We start from the raw sequence: 16820 nt of genomic DNA on the forward strand, positions 1-16820 counted from the left end.
TCATCCACCGAAGTGGACGGGGTATCAACTTTTGGCGTTGATTTTTGGCACGCTGTTGAGTTCTCAAGGAACGGACGCTTCCTTTGTACTCACCCGCAGTAACACTTACTGGGGCTTTCCTCCGGGCTTTCGTTCTTGCGTTTCCGACTCTATCAGAGTCAGTTCCGCTTGCTTTCCAGGTCCTTCGCTTTCGCGCTTTCCCTTTCCGGCTGTTCCAACCTTACCAGATTCTTTCCGCTCCGTTTCCGGAGTGGAATTGAATTCGGTGGCCGCTGGAGGGCCTTTCCCTTTCGGGCGAAACAGACTTTATCAGGTTTCCCTGGTCTCGAATCTCACCCGCTCGCGCATGACACGTACGGGCACACGTGTGTGCCCGGGGTGTTGTGCGAGGTGGAGCCGTAAACGTACTGGAGCGGGGCCCCGGATGCAAATCCGGTTGCCCCGCTCCAGTGACGGCGCTACGGCGAGGCTCAGACCTCGACGACGACCGGGAGGATCATCGGGCGGCGGCGGTAGCCGTCCGAGACCCACTTGCCCATGGTCCGGCGGATGAGCTGCTGGATCTGGTGCGGCTCCGCGACGCCGTCGGCGGCGGCGCGGGCGATGGCTTCCTCGATCTTCACCATGACGGACCCGAAGGCCGAGTCCTCGATGCCGGAGCCGCGGGCCTGGATGTTCGGGCCGCTGACGACCTTGCCCGTGCTGCTGTCCACGACCACGTAGACCGAGATGATGCCCTCGTCTCCGAGGATCCGGCGGTCCTTGAGCGAGGCCTCCGTGACGTCGCCGACCGACAGGCCGTCCACGTACACGTACCCCGCCTGGACCTTGCCGGAGATCCGGGCCTTGCCGTCGATCAGGTCGACGACCACGCCGTCCTCGGCGATGACGATGCGGTCCTTCGGGACGCCCGTCATGGCGCCGAGCTCGGCGTTGGCGCGCAGGTGGCGCCATTCGCCGTGGACCGGCATGAGGTTCCGCGGCTTGCAGATGTTGTAGAAGTACAGCAGCTCGCCGGCGGAGGCGTGACCGGAGACGTGCACCTTGGCGTTGCCCTTGTGCACGACGTTGGCGCCCCAGCGGGTCAGGCCGTTGATCACGCGGTAGACCGCGTTCTCGTTGCCCGGGATCAGCGACGACGCCAGGATCACGGTGTCGCCGGGGACGATCCGGATCTGGTGGTCGCGGTTGGCCATGCGGGACAGGGCCGCCATCGGCTCGCCCTGGGAGCCCGTACAGACCAGCACGACCTCGTCGTCCGGCAGGTCGTCGAGGGTCTTGATGTCGACGACGAGGCCGGCCGGGACACGCAGGTAGCCCAGGTCACGGGCGATGCCCATGTTGCGGACCATCGAGCGGCCGACGAAGGCGACCCGGCGGCCGTACTCGTGGGCGGCGTCGAGGATCTGCTGGATGCGGTGCACGTGGCTGGCGAAGGACGCCACGATGATCCGCTTCTGGGCACCCGCGAAGACTCCGCGGATGGCATTGGAGATGTCGCGCTCCGGCGGGACGAAGCCCGGGACCTCGGCGTTCGTCGAGTCCGAGAGGAGGAGGTCGATGCCCTCTTCGCTCAGGCGCGCGAAGGCGTGCAGGTCGGTGAGGCGGTTGTCCAGCGGCAGCTGGTCCATCTTGAAGTCGCCGGTGGCGACGACCATGCCCGCGCCCGTCCGGATCGCGACCGCGAGGGCGTCCGGGATGGAGTGGTTGACCGCGATGAACTCGCAGTCGAAGGGGCCCAGGTTCTCGCGCTCGCCTTCCTTCACCTCAAGGGTGTAGGGGCGGATGCGGTGCTCCTGGAGCTTGGCCTCGATGAGGGCCAGCGTCAGCTTCGAGCCGATCAGCGGGATGTCCGGCTTCTCCCGGAGGAGGTACGGGACGGCGCCGATGTGGTCCTCGTGGCCGTGCGTGAGGACGATGCCCTCGACGTCGTCGAGCCGGTCCCGGATGGACGAGAAGTCCGGCAGGATCAGGTCGATGCCCGGCTGCTCCTCTTCGGGGAAGAGAACGCCGCAGTCGACGATCAGCAGGCGACCGTCGAACTCGAAGACGGTCATGTTGCGGCCGATCTCGCCGAGACCGCCCAGAGGGGTGACCCGGAGGCCGCCCTTGGGGAGCTTCGGCGGCGCGCCGAGTTCAGGGTGCGGATGGCTCAAAAGTATCTCCTCACCACACACGCCACGTACCTCGTCGTAAGGCACGTGGCGCGCATGTCATTCGTGCACTTGCATTCGTCTGGTTTGTTCGTCTTGCTTATTCAGTTGTGAAGTCTGATGTCAGAGCTGTACCCCGCCGGCGGCAAGATCGATCTTGAGCTGGGCCGTCTCTTCGGCCGTCAGGTCAACGAGCGGGAGGCGGAGCGGACCCGCGGGCAGGCCCTGCAGGTTCAGTGCGCCCTTGGTGGTGATCACACCCTGCGTGCGGAACATGCCGGTGAAGACGGGCAGCAGCTTCTGGTGGATCTCGGTGGCCTTCTGGACGTCGCCGCCCAGGTGGGCTTCGAGCATCGCGCGGAGCTCGGGGGTGACCACGTGGCCGACGACGGAGACGAAGCCGACCGCGCCGACGGACAGCAGCGGCAGGTTCAGCATGTCGTCGCCGGAGTACCAGGCGAGTCCGCTCTGGGCGATGGCCCAGCTGGCGCGGCCGAGGTCGCCCTTGGCGTCCTTGTTGGCCACGATCCGGGGGTGCTCGGCGAGCCTCACCAGGGTTTCGGTGTTGATCGGGACACCGCTGCGGCCGGGGATGTCGTAGAGCATCACCGGGAGCTCGGTGGCGTCGGCGATCGCCGTGAAGTGCCGGTAGAGGCCCTCCTGCGGCGGCTTGCTGTAGTACGGGGTCACCGCGAGCAGGCCGTGGGCGCCGGTGCGCTCGGCCTGGCGGGCGAGCTCCAGGGTGTGGCGGGTGTCGTTGGTGCCGATGCCGGCGACGACGTGGGCCCGGTCGCCGACCGCTTCGAGGACGGCTCGTACGAGGTCGTTTTTCTCCGCGTCGGTGGTGGTCGGGGACTCGCCGGTGGTCCCGTTGATGATCAGGCCGTCGTTGCCTGCGTCCACCAGGTGGACGGCGAGCCGCTGCGCGCCGTCGAGGTCGAGTGCGCCATCCGCCGTGAACGGCGTGATCATAGCGGTGAGGACCCGCCCGAAGGGGGTCTGCGGAGTCGAGATCGGAGCCATGGGTAACACGCTACTCGCTGCCATGCTCACGTTGTCCCCTCGGGGGACGTCAAGAGGGTGTGGCTCCCGGCACGCGCCGGGAGGGTTGTTGGATCCCGGCACTGCCTGCTCGGGGGTTCAAGCAGTGCCGGGTCCGTTTGATCAGCCTAGATGAACTTTACGAAACGTGGCAATACGGACACTTCGGACTTGACTCCGCACATCTGTACGCCATGGGCTCATCCGTCCCCATCGGGCCGTACCGGTCCTTACGGGGCGACGCGGCCATTGGCGTTGTAGGCGGCGTACGTGAGCGGCATGAGCGAGGCCCAGTGCCGCTCCATCTTCTCGCCGACCATCTCGATCTCCCGCTGCGGGAAGGACGGGGTGGTCGCGAGCTCGTGCTGCGTGCGCAGGCCGAGGAAGTGCATGAGGGAGCGCGCGTTGCAGGTGGCGTACATCGAGGAGAAAAGTCCGACCGGCAGGACCGAACGGGCAACCTCCCGGGCCACGCCCGCCGCCAGCATCTCCTGGTAGGCCTCGTAGGCCTGACGGTACGAGTCCTCCATGACCCGGCCCGTCAGTTCCTGCTGGGCCGCGGTGCCCTCGACGAAGACGTACTTGCCCGGGCGGCCCTCCTGGACGAGCTTGCGCTCGGCGTCCGGGACGTAGAAGACCGGCTCCAGCTCCCTGTAGCGGCCCGATTCCTCGTTGTACGACCAGCCGACGCGGTGCCGCATGAACTCGCGGAACACCAAGATCGGGGCACTGATGAAGAAGGTCATCGAGTTGTGCTCGAACGGGCTGCCGTGCCGGTCGCGCATCAGGTAGTTGATGAGGCCCTTGGAGCGCTCCGGGTCCTTCTGGAGCTCTTCGAGCGACTGCTCGCCGGCCGTGGAGACACGGGCGGCCCACAGCACGTCGGAGTCGGCGGCGGAGTGCTTCACCAGCTCCACCGTCACATCACTGCGGAAGCTGGGTTTCAGGTCTGAAGCGGCGGTCTCGCTCACCGGGGGTCCTTCCGAACGACTCTCTTGGGGCGCGCCCACTCTACGGCGCGGCTCACGGCTCCACGCGCAGCTCTGCCGCCCGCCCGGGAGGCGGCCCGGTCACTCTTTCAGCTGACGCCCAGCCATAAAATTTGGTTAATGTCCCGAATTCCGGCACCGATTGGGCGGTTCGTACGTCTTCTCCAGTAGACGCCATACGCACCCGCCACCGCCGCCCCCGGGCCCTGACCGTGAGGAGAGTCGCTCTATGTTTCGCCGGAGCGAGCCCGTCCCGTTCGCCTTCGTCGCCGAGGCCGACCGCTTCCGCAGCAATGTCACTCCGCCGCCGCGCGAGCGTCTGGGCACGGCCCAGATAGCCGCCCGTAGTCTGGTCGGGCTGACCGTGGTGGCCGGGCTCGTCGGCTCCCTGCTGTTCGGCATGTCGGCACTGCAGCCCCACCAGGCGCCCGCCAAGTCGCAGCAGTCGGAGGCCTCCGAGGGGCGGTAGCCTCACGGTCAAGCCCAACCGAACGTGCATGTGAGTGAGGTACAGCCGTGCCCCTGCCCTTCTTGACGGTCGACCGCGCGTTCGACGCGCACGAAGACAGTGCCGGCGAGGACGTACTGGCCCACGAGGACCCCGACCGCTGGCGCCGGCCGTACCGGCCCGGGCCCTGGCGGGTGGCCGGCGCCGCACTGCTGCTCCTGCTGGCCGCTTTCATGCTGCTCGCCACGATGATCATCGCGTTCGCGGGCACCTGGGCCGGCGCCCTCGTCTGCCTGGTCGCCGCGCTCTGCGTGATCGGTTCCGCGCTGCGGATTCTCGTGACGGGCGTCTGGGTGAGCCCCGCGGGGCTGCGCCGGGTGTCCTTCTTCCGGACCCGCTCGATCGCCTGGGACGAGATCACCGAGCTCCGTACGGTCCAGCAGCCGGTGCGGTGGCTGGGGCTGCCGCGGACCGTCCAGGGCCAGGCCCTGACGGCGGCCGGGCGCGGCGGTGCGGAGCTGCCGGTGCTGCTGACCGACCACAATGCCGATTTCCTGTCGCGGACCGAGGCGTTCGACCGGGCCGCCGACACGGTCGAGGCCTGGGCCGACGAGTACCGGGCCGTGCCCGCCTGACCACCGGCGTCCAGTGCCCTGGAAGCCCGTACGGGATCCGCTCAGGCGGCCTGTACGGGCTTCCAGGGTTTACCGGGCGTCCGGGGGCTCTCGGGCTTCCGGGCGGCCCGGACACGGGCCAGGGGGTGTCTTACGGATCGGGCCGCGAGCCCGGCCTGATCCGTAAGACACCCCTAGCGGCGCGGTCCACCGTGCAGGGCGATGGCCCGCTGCATGGCCTTGCGGGCGCGCGGGGTGTCGCGGGCGTCGTGGTAGGCGACGGCGAGACGGAACCAGCTGCGCCAGTCCCCCGGCGCGTCCTGCGTCTCGGCCTTGCGGCGCGCGAAGACCTCGTCGGCGGAGTCGCGCAGGATCCGGCCGTACTGGTCCCGCTCCAGCTCGTCGACGGGCAGTCCGCCCTCGGCCTCCAGCTCGGTCGCGAGCTGGTTCGCCCTGGTCACGAACTGCGTGTTCTTCCAGAGGAACCAGACGCCGATGACCGGCAGGATCAGCACCGCGACACCGAAGGCGACGGTCAGTGCGGTGCCCTGCTGGATCAGCATCACCCCCCGGCTGCCGGCCAGGACGAAGTAGACGACCAGGACGGCGGCCGTGAGGAAGTAAGTGATCTTCGCGCGCATGGGGACTACTGCCTGCTCATCAGCCGAGGTCGAGGAAGTTTTCCAGGCCGAACGTGAGGCCCGGGTGCTGCACGACGCGGCGCGCGCCGAGCAGGATGCCCGGCATGAAGCTGCTGTGGTGCAGGGAGTCGTGGCGGATGGTCAGGGTCTCGCCCTCACCGCCGAGGAGCACCTCCTGGTGGGCCAGCAGGCCGCGCAGGCGGATCGCGTGCACCGGGACGCCGTCGACGTTCGCACCGCGTGCGCCGTCGAGGGCGGTGGCGGTGGCGTCGGGCTGCGGGGCGCAGCCGGCTTCGGCGCGGGCGGCCGCGATGAGCTGCGCCGTGCGGGTGGCGGTGCCGGAGGGGGCGTCGACCTTGTTCGGGTGGTGGAGCTCGACGACCTCGACGGACTCGAAGTAGCGGGCGGCCTGGGCGGCGAACTTCATGGTGAGGACGGCGCCGATGGAGAAGTTCGGGGCGATGAGCACACCGGTCTGCGGGGAGCCGGCCAGCCAGGTGTCCAGCTGGGTGAGGCGCTCCTCGTTCCAGCCGGTGGTGCCGACCACCGCGTGGATGCCGTGGCCGATGAGGAAGTCGAGGTTCCCCATGACCGACGCGGGGGTGGTCAGCTCGACCGCGACCTGCGCGCCGGCCTCGGCCACCGTCTCCAGTTCGTCGCCGCGGCCGAGGGCGGCCACCAGCTCCATGTCTTCGGCGGCCTCGACGGCCTTGACCGCTTCGGAGCCGATGCGGCCCTGGGCACCGAGAACCGCTACCCGCAGCTTGCTGCTCATGCTTCTTCGCTTCCTGTCGTACGGGCCGGGCACCGGCCGGCGGCGGCCGGTGCCCGGCCTCGGGGTGTCAGGGTCTCAGGCCACCGCTTCGTCGAGGCGGGCGGCCTGCTTCTCCTTCAGCGGGCCGACCACCGCGAGCGACGGCCGCTGGGCCAGTACGTCGGCGGCGACCGAGCGGACGTCGTCCGGGGTGACGGACGCGATGCGGGCCAGCATGTCGTCGACGGACATCTGGTCGCCCCAGCAAAGCTCGCTCTTGCCGATGCGGTTCATGATCGCGCCGGTGTCCTCCAGGCCGAGGACGGTGGAGCCGGACAGCTGGCCGATGGCCCGCTTGATCTCCTCGTCGGTGAGCCCCTCGGAGACGACCTTGTCGAGCTCGCCGCGGCAGATCCGCAGCACGTCGTGGACCTGGTTCGGGCGGCAGCCCGCGTACACGCCGAAGAGGCCGGTGTCGGCGAAGCCCGAGGTGTACGAGTACACGCTGTAGGCCAGGCCGCGCTTCTCCCGGACCTCCTGGAAGAGGCGGGAGGACATGCCTCCGCCGAGGGCGGTGTTCAGCACGCCGAGCGCCCAGCGGCGCTCGTCGGTGCGGGCCAGGCCGGGCATGCCGAGGACCACGTGGGCCTGCTCGGTCTTGCGGTTGACCAGGTCGACGCGGCCGGAGGTGCGGATGCGCTTGGTCCCGGTGCGCGGTCCGATCGGCTCTGCGTCGGTGTGCCCGAGGGCGCCGGCCTTCTCGAAGGCCGCGCGGACCTGGCGTACGACCTTGTTGTGGTCGACGTTGCCGGCCGCGGCCACCACCAGGTGGCGGGGGTCGTAGTGCTTCTTGTAGAAGCGGCGGATCCGGTCGGCGCCGAGCGCGTTGATCGTGTCGACGGTGCCGAGGACGGGGCGGCCCAGCGGGGTGTCCCCGTACATGGTGTGCGCGAACAGGTCGTGGACCATGTCGCCCGGGTCGTCCTCGGTCATCGCGATCTCTTCGAGGATGACGTTGCGCTCGGCGTCGACATCGGATTCGAGGATCAGCGAGCCGGTGAGCATGTCGCACACGACGTCGATGGCCAGCGGCAGGTCGGTGTCGAGCACCCGCGCGTAATAGCAGGTGTACTCCTTCGCCGTGAAGGCGTTCATCTCCCCGCCGACCGCGTCGATCGCGGAGGAGATGTCGAGGGCACTGCGCTTGTCGGTGCCCTTGAAGAGGAGGTGCTCCAGGTAGTGCGTGGCGCCGTTCAGCGAGGGCGTCTCGTCCCGGGAGCCGACGTGGGCCCAGATGCCGAAGGTGGCGGACCGGACGGACGGCAGGGTCTCCGTGACGACGCGCAGTCCGCCGGGGAGGACGGTGCGCCGGACGGTGCCGATGCCGTTGGTGCCCTTGAGCACGGTTTGGGTACGGGCGACGGCCCGCCCCTCCGAAGAGGGGCGGGCCGTCACACGGGAACTACGCGACGTCACTTGTCGGAGTCGTCCTTGTCGGCGTCGTCGCCGGCGGCTTCGCCGTCGATCACGGGGACCAGGGAGAGCTTGCCGCGGGAGTCGATCTCGGCGATCTCGACCTGCACCTTGGTGCCGACCGCGAGCACGTCCTCGACGTTCTCCACGCGCTTGCCACCGGCGAGCTTGCGGATCTGCGAGATGTGCAGCAGGCCGTCCTTGCCGGGCATGAGGGAGACGAAGGCACCGAAGGTGGTGGTCTTGACGACCGTACCCAGGTAGCGCTCGCCGACCTCCGGCATGGTCGGGTTGGCGATCGAGTTGATCGTGGCGCGGGCGGCCTCGGCGGCCGGGCCGTCGGAGGCACCGATGTAGATGGTGCCGTCGTCCTCGATCGTGATCTCGGCGCCGGTGTCCTCCTGGATCTGGTTGATCATCTTGCCCTTGGGGCCGATGACCTCACCGATCTTGTCCACCGGGATCTTGACGGTGATGATCCGCGGGGCGAACGGGGACATCGCGTCCGGCGTGTCGATCGCTTCCATCATCACGTCGAGGATGTGGAGGCGGGCGTCGCGGGCCTGCTTGAGGGCCGCGGCCAGGACGGAGGCCGGGATGCCGTCCAGCTTGGTGTCCAGCTGGAGCGCGGTGACGAACTCCTTGGTGCCGGCGACCTTGAAGTCCATGTCGCCGAAGGCGTCCTCCGCACCGAGGATGTCGGTGAGGGCGACGTAGTGGGTCTTGCCGTCGATCTCCTGGGAGATCAGGCCCATGGCGATACCGGCGACGGGGGCCTTGAGGGGCACACCGGCGTTCAGCAGCGACATGGTGGACGCGCAGACCGAGCCCATGGACGTCGAACCGTTGGAGCCGAGGGCCTCGGACACCTGGCGGATCGCGTACGGGAACTCCTCGCGGGTCGGCAGGACCGGCACGATCGCGCGCTCGGCGAGCGCGCCGTGGCCGATCTCGCGGCGCTTGGGCGAGCCCACGCGGCCGGTCTCACCGACGGAGTACGGCGGGAAGTTGTAGTTGTGCATGTAGCGCTTGCGGGTCACCGGGGAGAGGGTGTCCAGCTGCTGCTCCATGCGGAGCATGTTGAGGGTGGTGACGCCCAGGATCTGGGTCTCGCCACGCTCGAACAGCGCCGAGCCGTGCACGCGCGGGATGGCCTCGACCTCGGCGGCGAGGGTACGGATGTCCGTGATCCCGCGGCCGTCGATGCGGACCTTGTCCTTGATGACGCGCTCGCGCACCAGGGCCTTGGTCAGGCTGCGGTAGGCGGCGGAGATCTCCTTCTCGCGGCCCTCGAAGGCCGGGAGGAGCTTCTCGGCGGCGATGTCCTTGACGCGGTCGAGCTCGGCCTCGCGGTCCTGCTTGCCCGCGATGGTCAGCGCCTGGGCGAGGTCGCCCTTGACGGCGGCCGCGAGGGCCTCGTACACGTCGTCCTGGTAGTCCAGGAAGACCGGGAACTCGCCCTCGGGCTTGGCGGCCTTGGCCGCCAGGTCCGCCTGGGCCTTGCAGAGGGCCTTGATGAAGGGCTTCGAGGCGTCGAGGCCGGCGGCCACGATCTCCTCGGTCGGCGCCTCGGCGCCGCCCTTGACCAGGGCGATGGTCTTATCGGTGGCCTCGGCCTCGACCATCATGATCGCGACGTCGCCGTCCTCCAGGACGCGGCCCGCGACGACCATGTCGAAGACGGCGTCCTCGAGCTCGGTGTGCGTCGGGAAGGCCACCCACTGGCCGCGGATCAGCGCGACGCGGACGCCGCCGATCGGGCCGGAGAAGGGCAGGCCGGCCAGCTGCGTGGACGCGGACGCGGCGTTGATCGCGATGACGTCGTACAGGTGGTCCGGGTTGAGCGCCATGACGGTGGCGACGACCTGGATCTCGTTGCGCAGGCCCTTCTTGAAGGACGGGCGCAGCGGGCGGTCGATCAGGCGGCAGGTGAGGATCGCGTCCTCGGAGGGGCGGCCCTCACGGCGGAAGAAGGAGCCGGGGATCTTGCCGGCCGCGTACTGCCGCTCCTCGACGTCCACCGTCAGGGGGAAGAAGTCGAGCTGGTCCTTGGGCTTCTTCGACGCGGTGGTGGCGGAAAGCACCATCGTGTCGTCGTCCAGGTAGGCAACGGCGGAGCCGGCGGCCTGGCGGGCCAGACGGCCCGTCTCGAAGCGGATGGTGCGGGTGCCGAAGGAACCGTTGTCAATAACGGCCTCGGCGTAGTGGGTCTCGTTCTCCACTAGCGTTTTCTCCATTTTCGTCGTCTCCGTCCGCTGCCCGTGTGGCTGCGGACGGTGGCGGAGAAGCGCTCCTTGCGTGCGGGCCGGTCTTCGATCGAAGTACCCGGTTCGGTGCCCGTGGGGCTTTCCGGGTACCACTACCGAGGACCGGCGGCCTGGGAGGGCGCTCCTCCTCTTCAGTTGTGCACATGGTTCGCCGTGCACGTTGCGTCCAGACTACAAAGCGTCCGGTACGTCCCGCACGTAGAGCGTCAGCACGTACAGCAAAGGGAGCGGCCCCCTCAGCGTGGGAACCGCTCCCTTCACAGCGTCTTTACTTGACGCCGGCCGCACCGCGGCGGATGCCGAGGCGCTCGACCAGCGCACGGAAGCGCTGGATGTCCTTCTTGGCCAGGTACTGCAGCAGGCGGCGACGCTGGCCGACCAGGATCAGCAGACCACGACGGGAGTGGTGGTCGTGCTTGTGGGTCTTGAGGTGCTCGGTCAGGTCCGTGATGCGCTTGGAGAGCATCGCGACCTGGACCTCGGGGGAGCCGGTGTCGCCCTCCTTGGCACCAAACTCGGCGATGATCTGCTTCTTCGTAGCGGCGTCGAGCGACACGCGTACTCCTCGTATAGGTCTTCGTGGCCACCGAGTGCCCCAGGTCGAATTCTCTGGGGATCTTCCGTAACTCGGGAGGCGGGGTCCGCTGAGCGCAGCCTCCAGAAGGATTTCCGGGGGCGCGTACACAAACGGCCGTCACACAGCGTACCAGGCTGCCGCGCGGCCCCTGTCTCAGCTGGTGAGAGCGCGGGCCCGGGCGTACACGTCCAGCACGGCGAGGGCCAGCGGGACGAGACTGAGCAGTACTGCCGCCTCGGTGAGGTCGAGCAGCCGTCCCCAGAAGGGTGACAGGCCCTTGCGCGGGATGACAAGCGCAATTCCCGCGAGGAGGGCCGCGCCGGCGGCGACGGCGGCGGAGAGCCAGATCGTACGGAGGTCCAGGCCGCCGCGGTCGTGGTACTGGACGAGCTCGCGGACCAGGTCGGCCGGCGGGTGCAGGGCCAGGCCCAGGATCAGCAGGGCGATGGCGGCCAGACCGGCGACCAGGGTGCACACGACCTGGGAGGTGTAGCGGAAGAGCCGGGCGCGCAGCAGCATGGCCAGCCCGGTGGTCAGGGCCAGGAGGCGGCCCCAGGTGTTGTCGGAGAAGCCGAGGACGGCGGCGGAGCCGACGGCGATCGCGGCGCAGCCGCCGACCAGTCCGAGGAGCATCTCGTGGCCGCGGCGCGCCTGGGCGGCGATGGCCTCGGCGTCGAGCGGGGTGCCGGGCTCGTGCTGCTCGGAGCCGGAGGGGTCTCCGTACGGCTCGGTCTCGTAGCGGTCCGGGGTCTCGTAATCCTCCACGGCGCTCTGCGGGGCGGCGTAGCCGATGGGCAGCCGGGCGAAGCGGGCGGAGAGACCGGGAAGGAAGGCGACCAGGCCGATGGCCACGGGGGCGCAGACGGCGGCGGCCGCGGTGGCGGAGGCTTCCGTGACGATGGCGACGAAGGTGGCCAGGGTGCCGGTGGCGGCGAGGAAGGTGGCCGCGACGAAGGGGGCGTCCCCGTTCGGGGTGAGCGCGACCAGGGCGACGGAGGCGACCAGGACGCAGACGCAGCCGAGCAGGAACTGGAGCCGGCCGGGTCCCTCGCCGGCGCCGGCGGCGATGATCCCGGAGCCGGCGATCAGCATGAGCGGGAGGGCCCCGAGGCCGAGGGCGACGGCGGAGCCGCGGTCGCGGTAGACCCGGGCGCGCACCCCGGCGGCGGCGGTCAGGAGCACGCCGACGGCGCCGGCGATGATGCCGGGCAGGCCGTGCATGTCGTGGCGGACCGGGTCGGCGTACCAGAGGACGAAGCCGAGCAGGACGAGCAGCAGGGCGGCGCCGATCAGGCCCGCGCCCCGCAGCATGTCGTCGCTCCAGCGGTGGCGGTCGCGGACGACGGCGGAGGCGACGGCGTCGGAGACGTCGTCGAAGACGGCGGGCGGCAGCGAGTCGGCGAACGGGCGCAGGCTCAGCACCTCGCCGTCGAGTACCTGCTGGGCGGCGAGCGTGCGGGCGCCGTCGAGGACCGTGCCGTCGCGGCGCACCAGGTGGAAGCCGGTGGGGGCGCCGACGGGCTGGGTCTGGCCGGTGAGGCGCAGCAGTTCGGGGTAGACGTCGGCGACGGCGATGTCCTCGGGAAGGGCGACGTCGATGCGGCTGTCGGGAGCCACGACGGTGACCCTGCAGAAGCCCGTCGTTGCGGCCGTACTCACCTGTGTGACCCCCCTGGTTGGCGAAGCGGGTGCAAGCACCGCTGCCTTGGATTCGCCGTGGATTCGCGGATGCGCATACTGCGCGGGCCACCCTACCGGGCGTATGAGTGACTGTCGGCAAGTAGGATCACCGTCGCGCAGGGGAGACCCCCTTCGCGCCCGGGACTTGGGGGCGCCGGTTGCGACGTCCCGTCCGTTTTCGAGGGATTGATGCTCCGGTGAGTCAGATCGTCGTCAAACGCCCGCCGCGGTCCTTGCCGCCCGAAGTTCCTTCGGACGAGCTGAGGCTGGAGGCTCCGCCGGAGCTTCCCCGCGGGCAGCAGGAGGGCATGCTGATGCAGCTCCTGCCGATGCTCGGCATGGGCTCGTCGGTCGTCTTCTTCTTCATGCCGGGTGCGGCGCCCTTCATGCGCATCATGGGTGTGCTGATGCTGGTGTCCACGGTGGGCATGGTTCTGGCCCAGCTGGTGCGCCACCGGCGCGGTACGCAGGGGCAAATGGCCGATGTGCGCCGGGACTACCTCAAATACCTCGCGCAGACCCGCCGTCAGGTCCGCAGGACCGCGCGGGCGCAGCGCGACGCCCAGCTGTATCTGCACCCGGCGCCCGAGCAGTTGTGGTCGGTGGTGGCCGAGGGTTCGCGGCTGTGGGAGCGGCGCGTCGGCGACGAGGACTTCGGGCAGGCCCGGCTCGGGCTGGGCGCGCAGCGGCTCGCGACTCCGCTGGTGGCGCCGGACACGGCGCCGGTGGACGAGCTGGAGCCGCTGACGGCGGGCGCGATGCAGCGCTTCCTGAAGGTGCACTCCTCGCTGGACGGGCTGCCGGTGGCGGTGTCGCTGCGGGCGTTCTACCACGTGACGGTGTCCGGGGAGGCGGAGTCGGCGCGCGGGGCGGCGCGGGCGCTGGTGGCGCAGCTGGCGACGCTGCACTCCCCCGAGGACCTGGTGGTGGCCGTGGTGGCGGCGCCCGGGGCGGTGCCGTCCTGGGACTGGACGAAGTGGCTGCCGCACACGCAGGTGCCGGGGCAGGTCGACGGGGCCGGTACGAAGCGGCTGTTCAGCGATGACCTGACCGAGCTGGAGGGGCTGCTGGCGCCGCGGCTGGAGGGGCGGCCGCGGTTCAGCCGGGACGTGTCCCCGGTGCTGGACCAGCCGCACCTGGTCGTCCTACTGGACGCCAACTCCCGTGGCGGCCTGGTGCCGCCGGACTCGGCGTTCGCGGCGGCCGAGGGGCTGCAGGGCGTGACCATCGTCGAGGTGGTCGCGGGCGAGCTGGACGAGCCGCGCGGCGGGCTGTCGGTCGTGGTGCGGCCGGGCCGGCTGCGGCTGGAGTCGGGCGCGGGGATCGCGTACGAGGGCGTACCGGACACGCTGTCGCTGCCCGCGGCGGAGGCGCTCGCGCGGCAGCTGGCGCCGCTGCGCACGGGCGGCGGGGACGATGACGAACCGCTGCTGGCCAACCTGGACTTCACGGACCTGCTGAACCTGGGCGACGCCGCCTCGATCGACGTGGCCCGGACCTGGCGGCCGCGCTCGGCCGGTGAGCGGCTGCGCGTGCCGATCGGCGTCGGCGAGGGCGGCGCGCCGGTCATGCTGGACCTGAAGGAGGCGGCGCAGGAGGGCATGGGCCCGCACGGCCTGTGCGTGGGCGCGACCGGTTCCGGCAAGTCGGAGCTGCTGCGCACGCTGGTGCTGGGCCTGGCGGTCACGCACACCTCGGAGACGCTGAACTTCGTACTCGCCGACTTCAAGGGCGGTGCGACCTTCACGGGCATGGGACAGATGCCGCACGTGGCCGCGGTCATCACCAACCTGGCGGACGACCTCACGCTCGTGGACCGCATGGGCGACTCGATCCGCGGCGAGCTGCAGCGCCGGCAGGAGCTGCTGCGCTCGGCGGGCAACTACGCGAACATCCACGACTACGAGAAGGCGCGCGCGGCGGGAGCCCCGCTGGAGCCGCTGGCCTCGCTGGTGCTGGTCATCGACGAGTTCAGCGAGCTGCTGACCGCGAAGCCCGACTTCATCGACATGTTCATCCAGATCGGCCGCATCGGCCGGTCGCTGGGCGTGCACCTGCTGCTGGCCTCGCAGCGCCTGGAGGAGGGCAAGCTGCGCGGGCTGGACACGTACCTGTCGTACCGGATCGGTCTGCGGACCTTCTCGGCGGCGGAGTCGCGGACCGCGATCGGTGTGCCGGACGCGTACCACCTGCCGTCGGTGCCGGGTTCGGGCTACCTGAAGTTCGGTACGGACGAGATGACGCGCTTCAAGGCGGCGTACGTCTCGGGCACCTACCGCTCGGGCGGCCCGGACCTGTCGGTCGGGCTGTTCCCGGTGGAGCGGCGGCCCGCGCTGTTCACGGCGACCCCGGTGCCGGTCGTGTACGCGGCGCCGGACCCGGCGTACCTGGCGGCGCAGTCGCAGCGGGAGGACGACGCGCTCGCGGACACGGTGCTGGACGTGATCGTGGGCCGGCTGGAGGGGCAGGGGGTGCCGGCGCACCAGGTGTGGCTGCCGCCGCTCGACCAGGCCCCGCCGCTGGACCAGCTGCTGCCGGCGCTGGCGCCTTCGGCGGAGCGGGGGCTGCACGCGGACGGGTACACGCGGCCCGGCGGGCTCGTCGTACCGCTCGGCCTCATCGACAAGCCGTTCGAGCAGCGCCGCGAGGTGCTGTACCGGGACTTCTCGGGTGCGGCGGGCCACATGATGGTGGTCGGCGGCCCGCAGTCGGGCAAGTCGACGCTGATGCGGACGCTGATCTCCTCGTTCGCGCTGACGCACACGCCGCGCGAGGTGCAGTTCTACGGGCTGGACTTCGGTGGCGGCAGCATGTCGTCGATCTCGGAGCTGCCGCACGTGGGCGGGATCGCCTCGCGCCTGGACCCGGAGCGGGTGCGGCGCACGGTCGCGGAGGTGGGGGGCATCCTCAACCGCCGCGAGGAGTTCTTCCGCGCGAACAACGTCGACTCGATCGGCACGTACCGGCGCCGGCGCGCGGCGGGCGACCTGCCCGGCGAGGCCTGGGGCGACGTGTTCCTCGTCATCGACGGCTGGGGCGGCTTCCGGACCGAGTACGAGGGCCTGGAGCCGGTGGTCACGGACATCGCCTCGCGCGGTCTGGGCTACGGCATCCACGTGGTGATCACGGCGGCGCGGTACATGGAGGTGCGGGCCGCGCTCAAGGACCAGATGCTGAACCGGCTGGAGCTGCGGCTCGGCGACGTCATGGACTCCGAGTTCGACCGCAAGGTCGCGGCGAACGTGCCGACCGGGATGCCGGGTCGGGGCCAGGTCGCGGAGAAGCTGCACTTCCTGGGCGCGCTGCCGCGGATCGACGGCGCGCACGACCCGGAGGAGCTGTCGGAGGCCACGGCCGCCTTCGTGTCGGCGGTGAAGCAGAACTGGGTGGGGGCCGCGGCTCCCGGCGTACGGCTGCTGCCGCGGCTGCTGCACGCCGACCAGCTGCCCCGGGGCGGGGACCAGCCGGGCCGCGGGCTGGCCATCGGCATCGACGAGACGGACCTGGAGCCGGTGTTCGTCGACTTCGAGAGCGACCCGTTCTTCCTGGTGTTCGGCGAGAGCGAGTCCGGCAAGACGAACCTGCTGCGGCTGATCTGCCAGCAGATCGCGGAGCGGTACACCCCGGAGCAGGCCCGCCTCGTCGTCGGCGACTACCGGCGCAGCCTGCTCGGGGCGCTGCCGGAGGAGCACCTGCTGGAGTACGCGCCGATGGCGAGCTCGCTGCAGACGCACATGGAGGCGCTGGGCGGGGTGTTCTCCCGGCGCCAGCCGCCGACCGACGTCACTCCGCAGCAGCTGCGCGACCGCAGCTGGTGGACGGGCCCGGACGTGTTCATCGTCATCGACGACTACGACCTGGTGGCCACGAGCCAGGGCAATCCGCTGGCCCCGCTGGTGGAGTACCTGCCGTTCGCCCGCGACACGGGTGTCCGCTTCATCATCGCGCGCAACTCGGCGGGCGCGTCGCGTTCGCTGTACGAGCCGTTCATGCAGCGCTTCAAGGAGCTCGGCGCGCAGGGCGTGGTGCTGTCGGGCGACCCGTCCGAGGGCGACCTGATCGGCAACGTCCGCCCCCGCCCGATGCCCCCGGGCCGCGCGTACTTCTCCTCCCGCAAGCGGGGCACGTCGCTCGTGCAGCTGGGCCGCCTGCCGGGGATGTAGGGACCTGGGGAGGAGCACGG

At 70.2% G+C, this 16820-nt stretch carries 12 protein-coding genes; 3 read left to right on the top strand and 9 right to left on the bottom strand.

The genetic code is table 11. The features are described 5' to 3' along the window. Positions 1-470: 470 nt before the first annotated feature. From ACIQU4_RS00005 to thyX, 3 genes are all read right to left on the bottom strand, one after another. Entirely contained in the window at positions 471-2156 is a 1686-nt protein-coding gene (locus ACIQU4_RS00005; RefSeq protein ID WP_403723776.1) for a ribonuclease J, read from the bottom strand. A 120-nt stretch (positions 2157-2276) separates the two neighbouring features. Next, complete coding sequence (gene dapA, locus ACIQU4_RS00010; RefSeq protein WP_053693204.1) at positions 2277-3176, bottom strand: 4-hydroxy-tetrahydrodipicolinate synthase; 900 nt, start codon at positions 3174-3176, stop codon at positions 2277-2279. A gap of 248 nt (positions 3177-3424) precedes the next feature. After that, positions 3425-4165, bottom strand: coding sequence for an FAD-dependent thymidylate synthase (thyX, locus tag ACIQU4_RS00015; protein ID WP_403723780.1), 741 nt, complete (start codon positions 4163-4165; stop codon positions 3425-3427). A 247-nt stretch (positions 4166-4412) separates the two neighbouring features. On the opposite strand from thyX, the gene ACIQU4_RS00020 reads away from it, so the two are divergent. After that, positions 4413-4652: a hypothetical protein gene (locus ACIQU4_RS00020; RefSeq protein WP_403723782.1), complete on the top strand. Its 240-nt coding sequence runs from the start codon at positions 4413-4415 to the stop codon at positions 4650-4652. Positions 4653-4699: 47 nt separating this feature from the next. Beyond that, a complete protein-coding gene (locus tag ACIQU4_RS00025; protein ID WP_403723785.1) occupies positions 4700-5266 on the top strand; it encodes a PH domain-containing protein in 567 nt (188 codons plus the stop codon). A gap of 173 nt (positions 5267-5439) precedes the next feature. On the opposite strand, the gene ACIQU4_RS00030 is transcribed toward ACIQU4_RS00025, so the two are convergent. The 6 genes from ACIQU4_RS00030 to eccD form a co-directional block, all read right to left on the bottom strand. Further along, entirely contained in the window at positions 5440-5886 is a 447-nt protein-coding gene (locus tag ACIQU4_RS00030) for a hypothetical protein (protein ID WP_403723788.1), read from the bottom strand. Positions 5887-5905: 19 nt separating this feature from the next. Next, positions 5906-6661 (bottom strand): 4-hydroxy-tetrahydrodipicolinate reductase, encoded by a 756-nt coding sequence (gene dapB, locus ACIQU4_RS00035; protein ID WP_403723791.1) that lies wholly within the window; start codon positions 6659-6661, stop codon positions 5906-5908. Between the two features lie 75 nt (positions 6662-6736). Further along, positions 6737-8116 carry a M16 family metallopeptidase gene (locus tag ACIQU4_RS00040; protein WP_403723794.1) on the bottom strand — a complete coding sequence of 460 codons (1380 nt, stop codon included), beginning with the start codon at positions 8114-8116 and terminating at the stop codon, positions 6737-6739. After that, positions 8113-10335 carry a polyribonucleotide nucleotidyltransferase gene (locus ACIQU4_RS00045; RefSeq protein ID WP_403725873.1) on the bottom strand — a complete coding sequence of 741 codons (2223 nt, stop codon included), beginning with the start codon at positions 10333-10335 and terminating at the stop codon, positions 8113-8115. Before ACIQU4_RS00045 ends, ACIQU4_RS00040 begins: the two co-directional genes overlap by 4 nt. Positions 10336-10648: 313 nt before the next feature. Continuing rightward, positions 10649-10936, bottom strand: a complete 288-nt coding sequence (gene rpsO, locus ACIQU4_RS00050) for a 30S ribosomal protein S15 (RefSeq protein WP_048475599.1) — start codon at positions 10934-10936, stop codon at positions 10649-10651. A 174-nt stretch (positions 10937-11110) separates the two neighbouring features. Then, entirely contained in the window at positions 11111-12616 is a 1506-nt protein-coding gene (eccD, locus tag ACIQU4_RS00055) for a type VII secretion integral membrane protein EccD (RefSeq protein WP_403723797.1), read from the bottom strand. Between the two features lie 218 nt (positions 12617-12834). Between eccD and eccCa the strand changes: the two genes are divergently transcribed. Further along, positions 12835-16800 carry a type VII secretion protein EccCa gene (gene eccCa, locus ACIQU4_RS00060; RefSeq protein WP_403723799.1) on the top strand — a complete coding sequence of 1322 codons (3966 nt, stop codon included), beginning with the start codon at positions 12835-12837 and terminating at the stop codon, positions 16798-16800. Positions 16801-16820: the final 20 nt, after the last annotated feature.

This window comes from Streptomyces sp. NPDC090741 (assembly GCF_044769045.1).
Classification (GTDB): domain Bacteria; phylum Actinomycetota; class Actinomycetes; order Streptomycetales; family Streptomycetaceae; genus Streptomyces.

Coding starts and splice junctions, on each gene's coding strand:
- dapB (WP_403723791.1), bottom strand. CDS start 6,661: ATGAGCAGCAAGCTGCGGGTAGCGGTTCTCGGTGCCCAGGGCCGCATC.
- ACIQU4_RS00030 (WP_403723788.1), bottom strand. CDS start 5,886: ATGCGCGCGAAGATCACTTACTTCCTCACGGCCGCCGTCCTGGTCGTC.
- dapA (WP_053693204.1), bottom strand. CDS start 3,176: ATGGCTCCGATCTCGACTCCGCAGACCCCCTTCGGGCGGGTCCTCACC.
- ACIQU4_RS00020 (WP_403723782.1), top strand. CDS start 4,413: ATGTTTCGCCGGAGCGAGCCCGTCCCGTTCGCCTTCGTCGCCGAGGCC.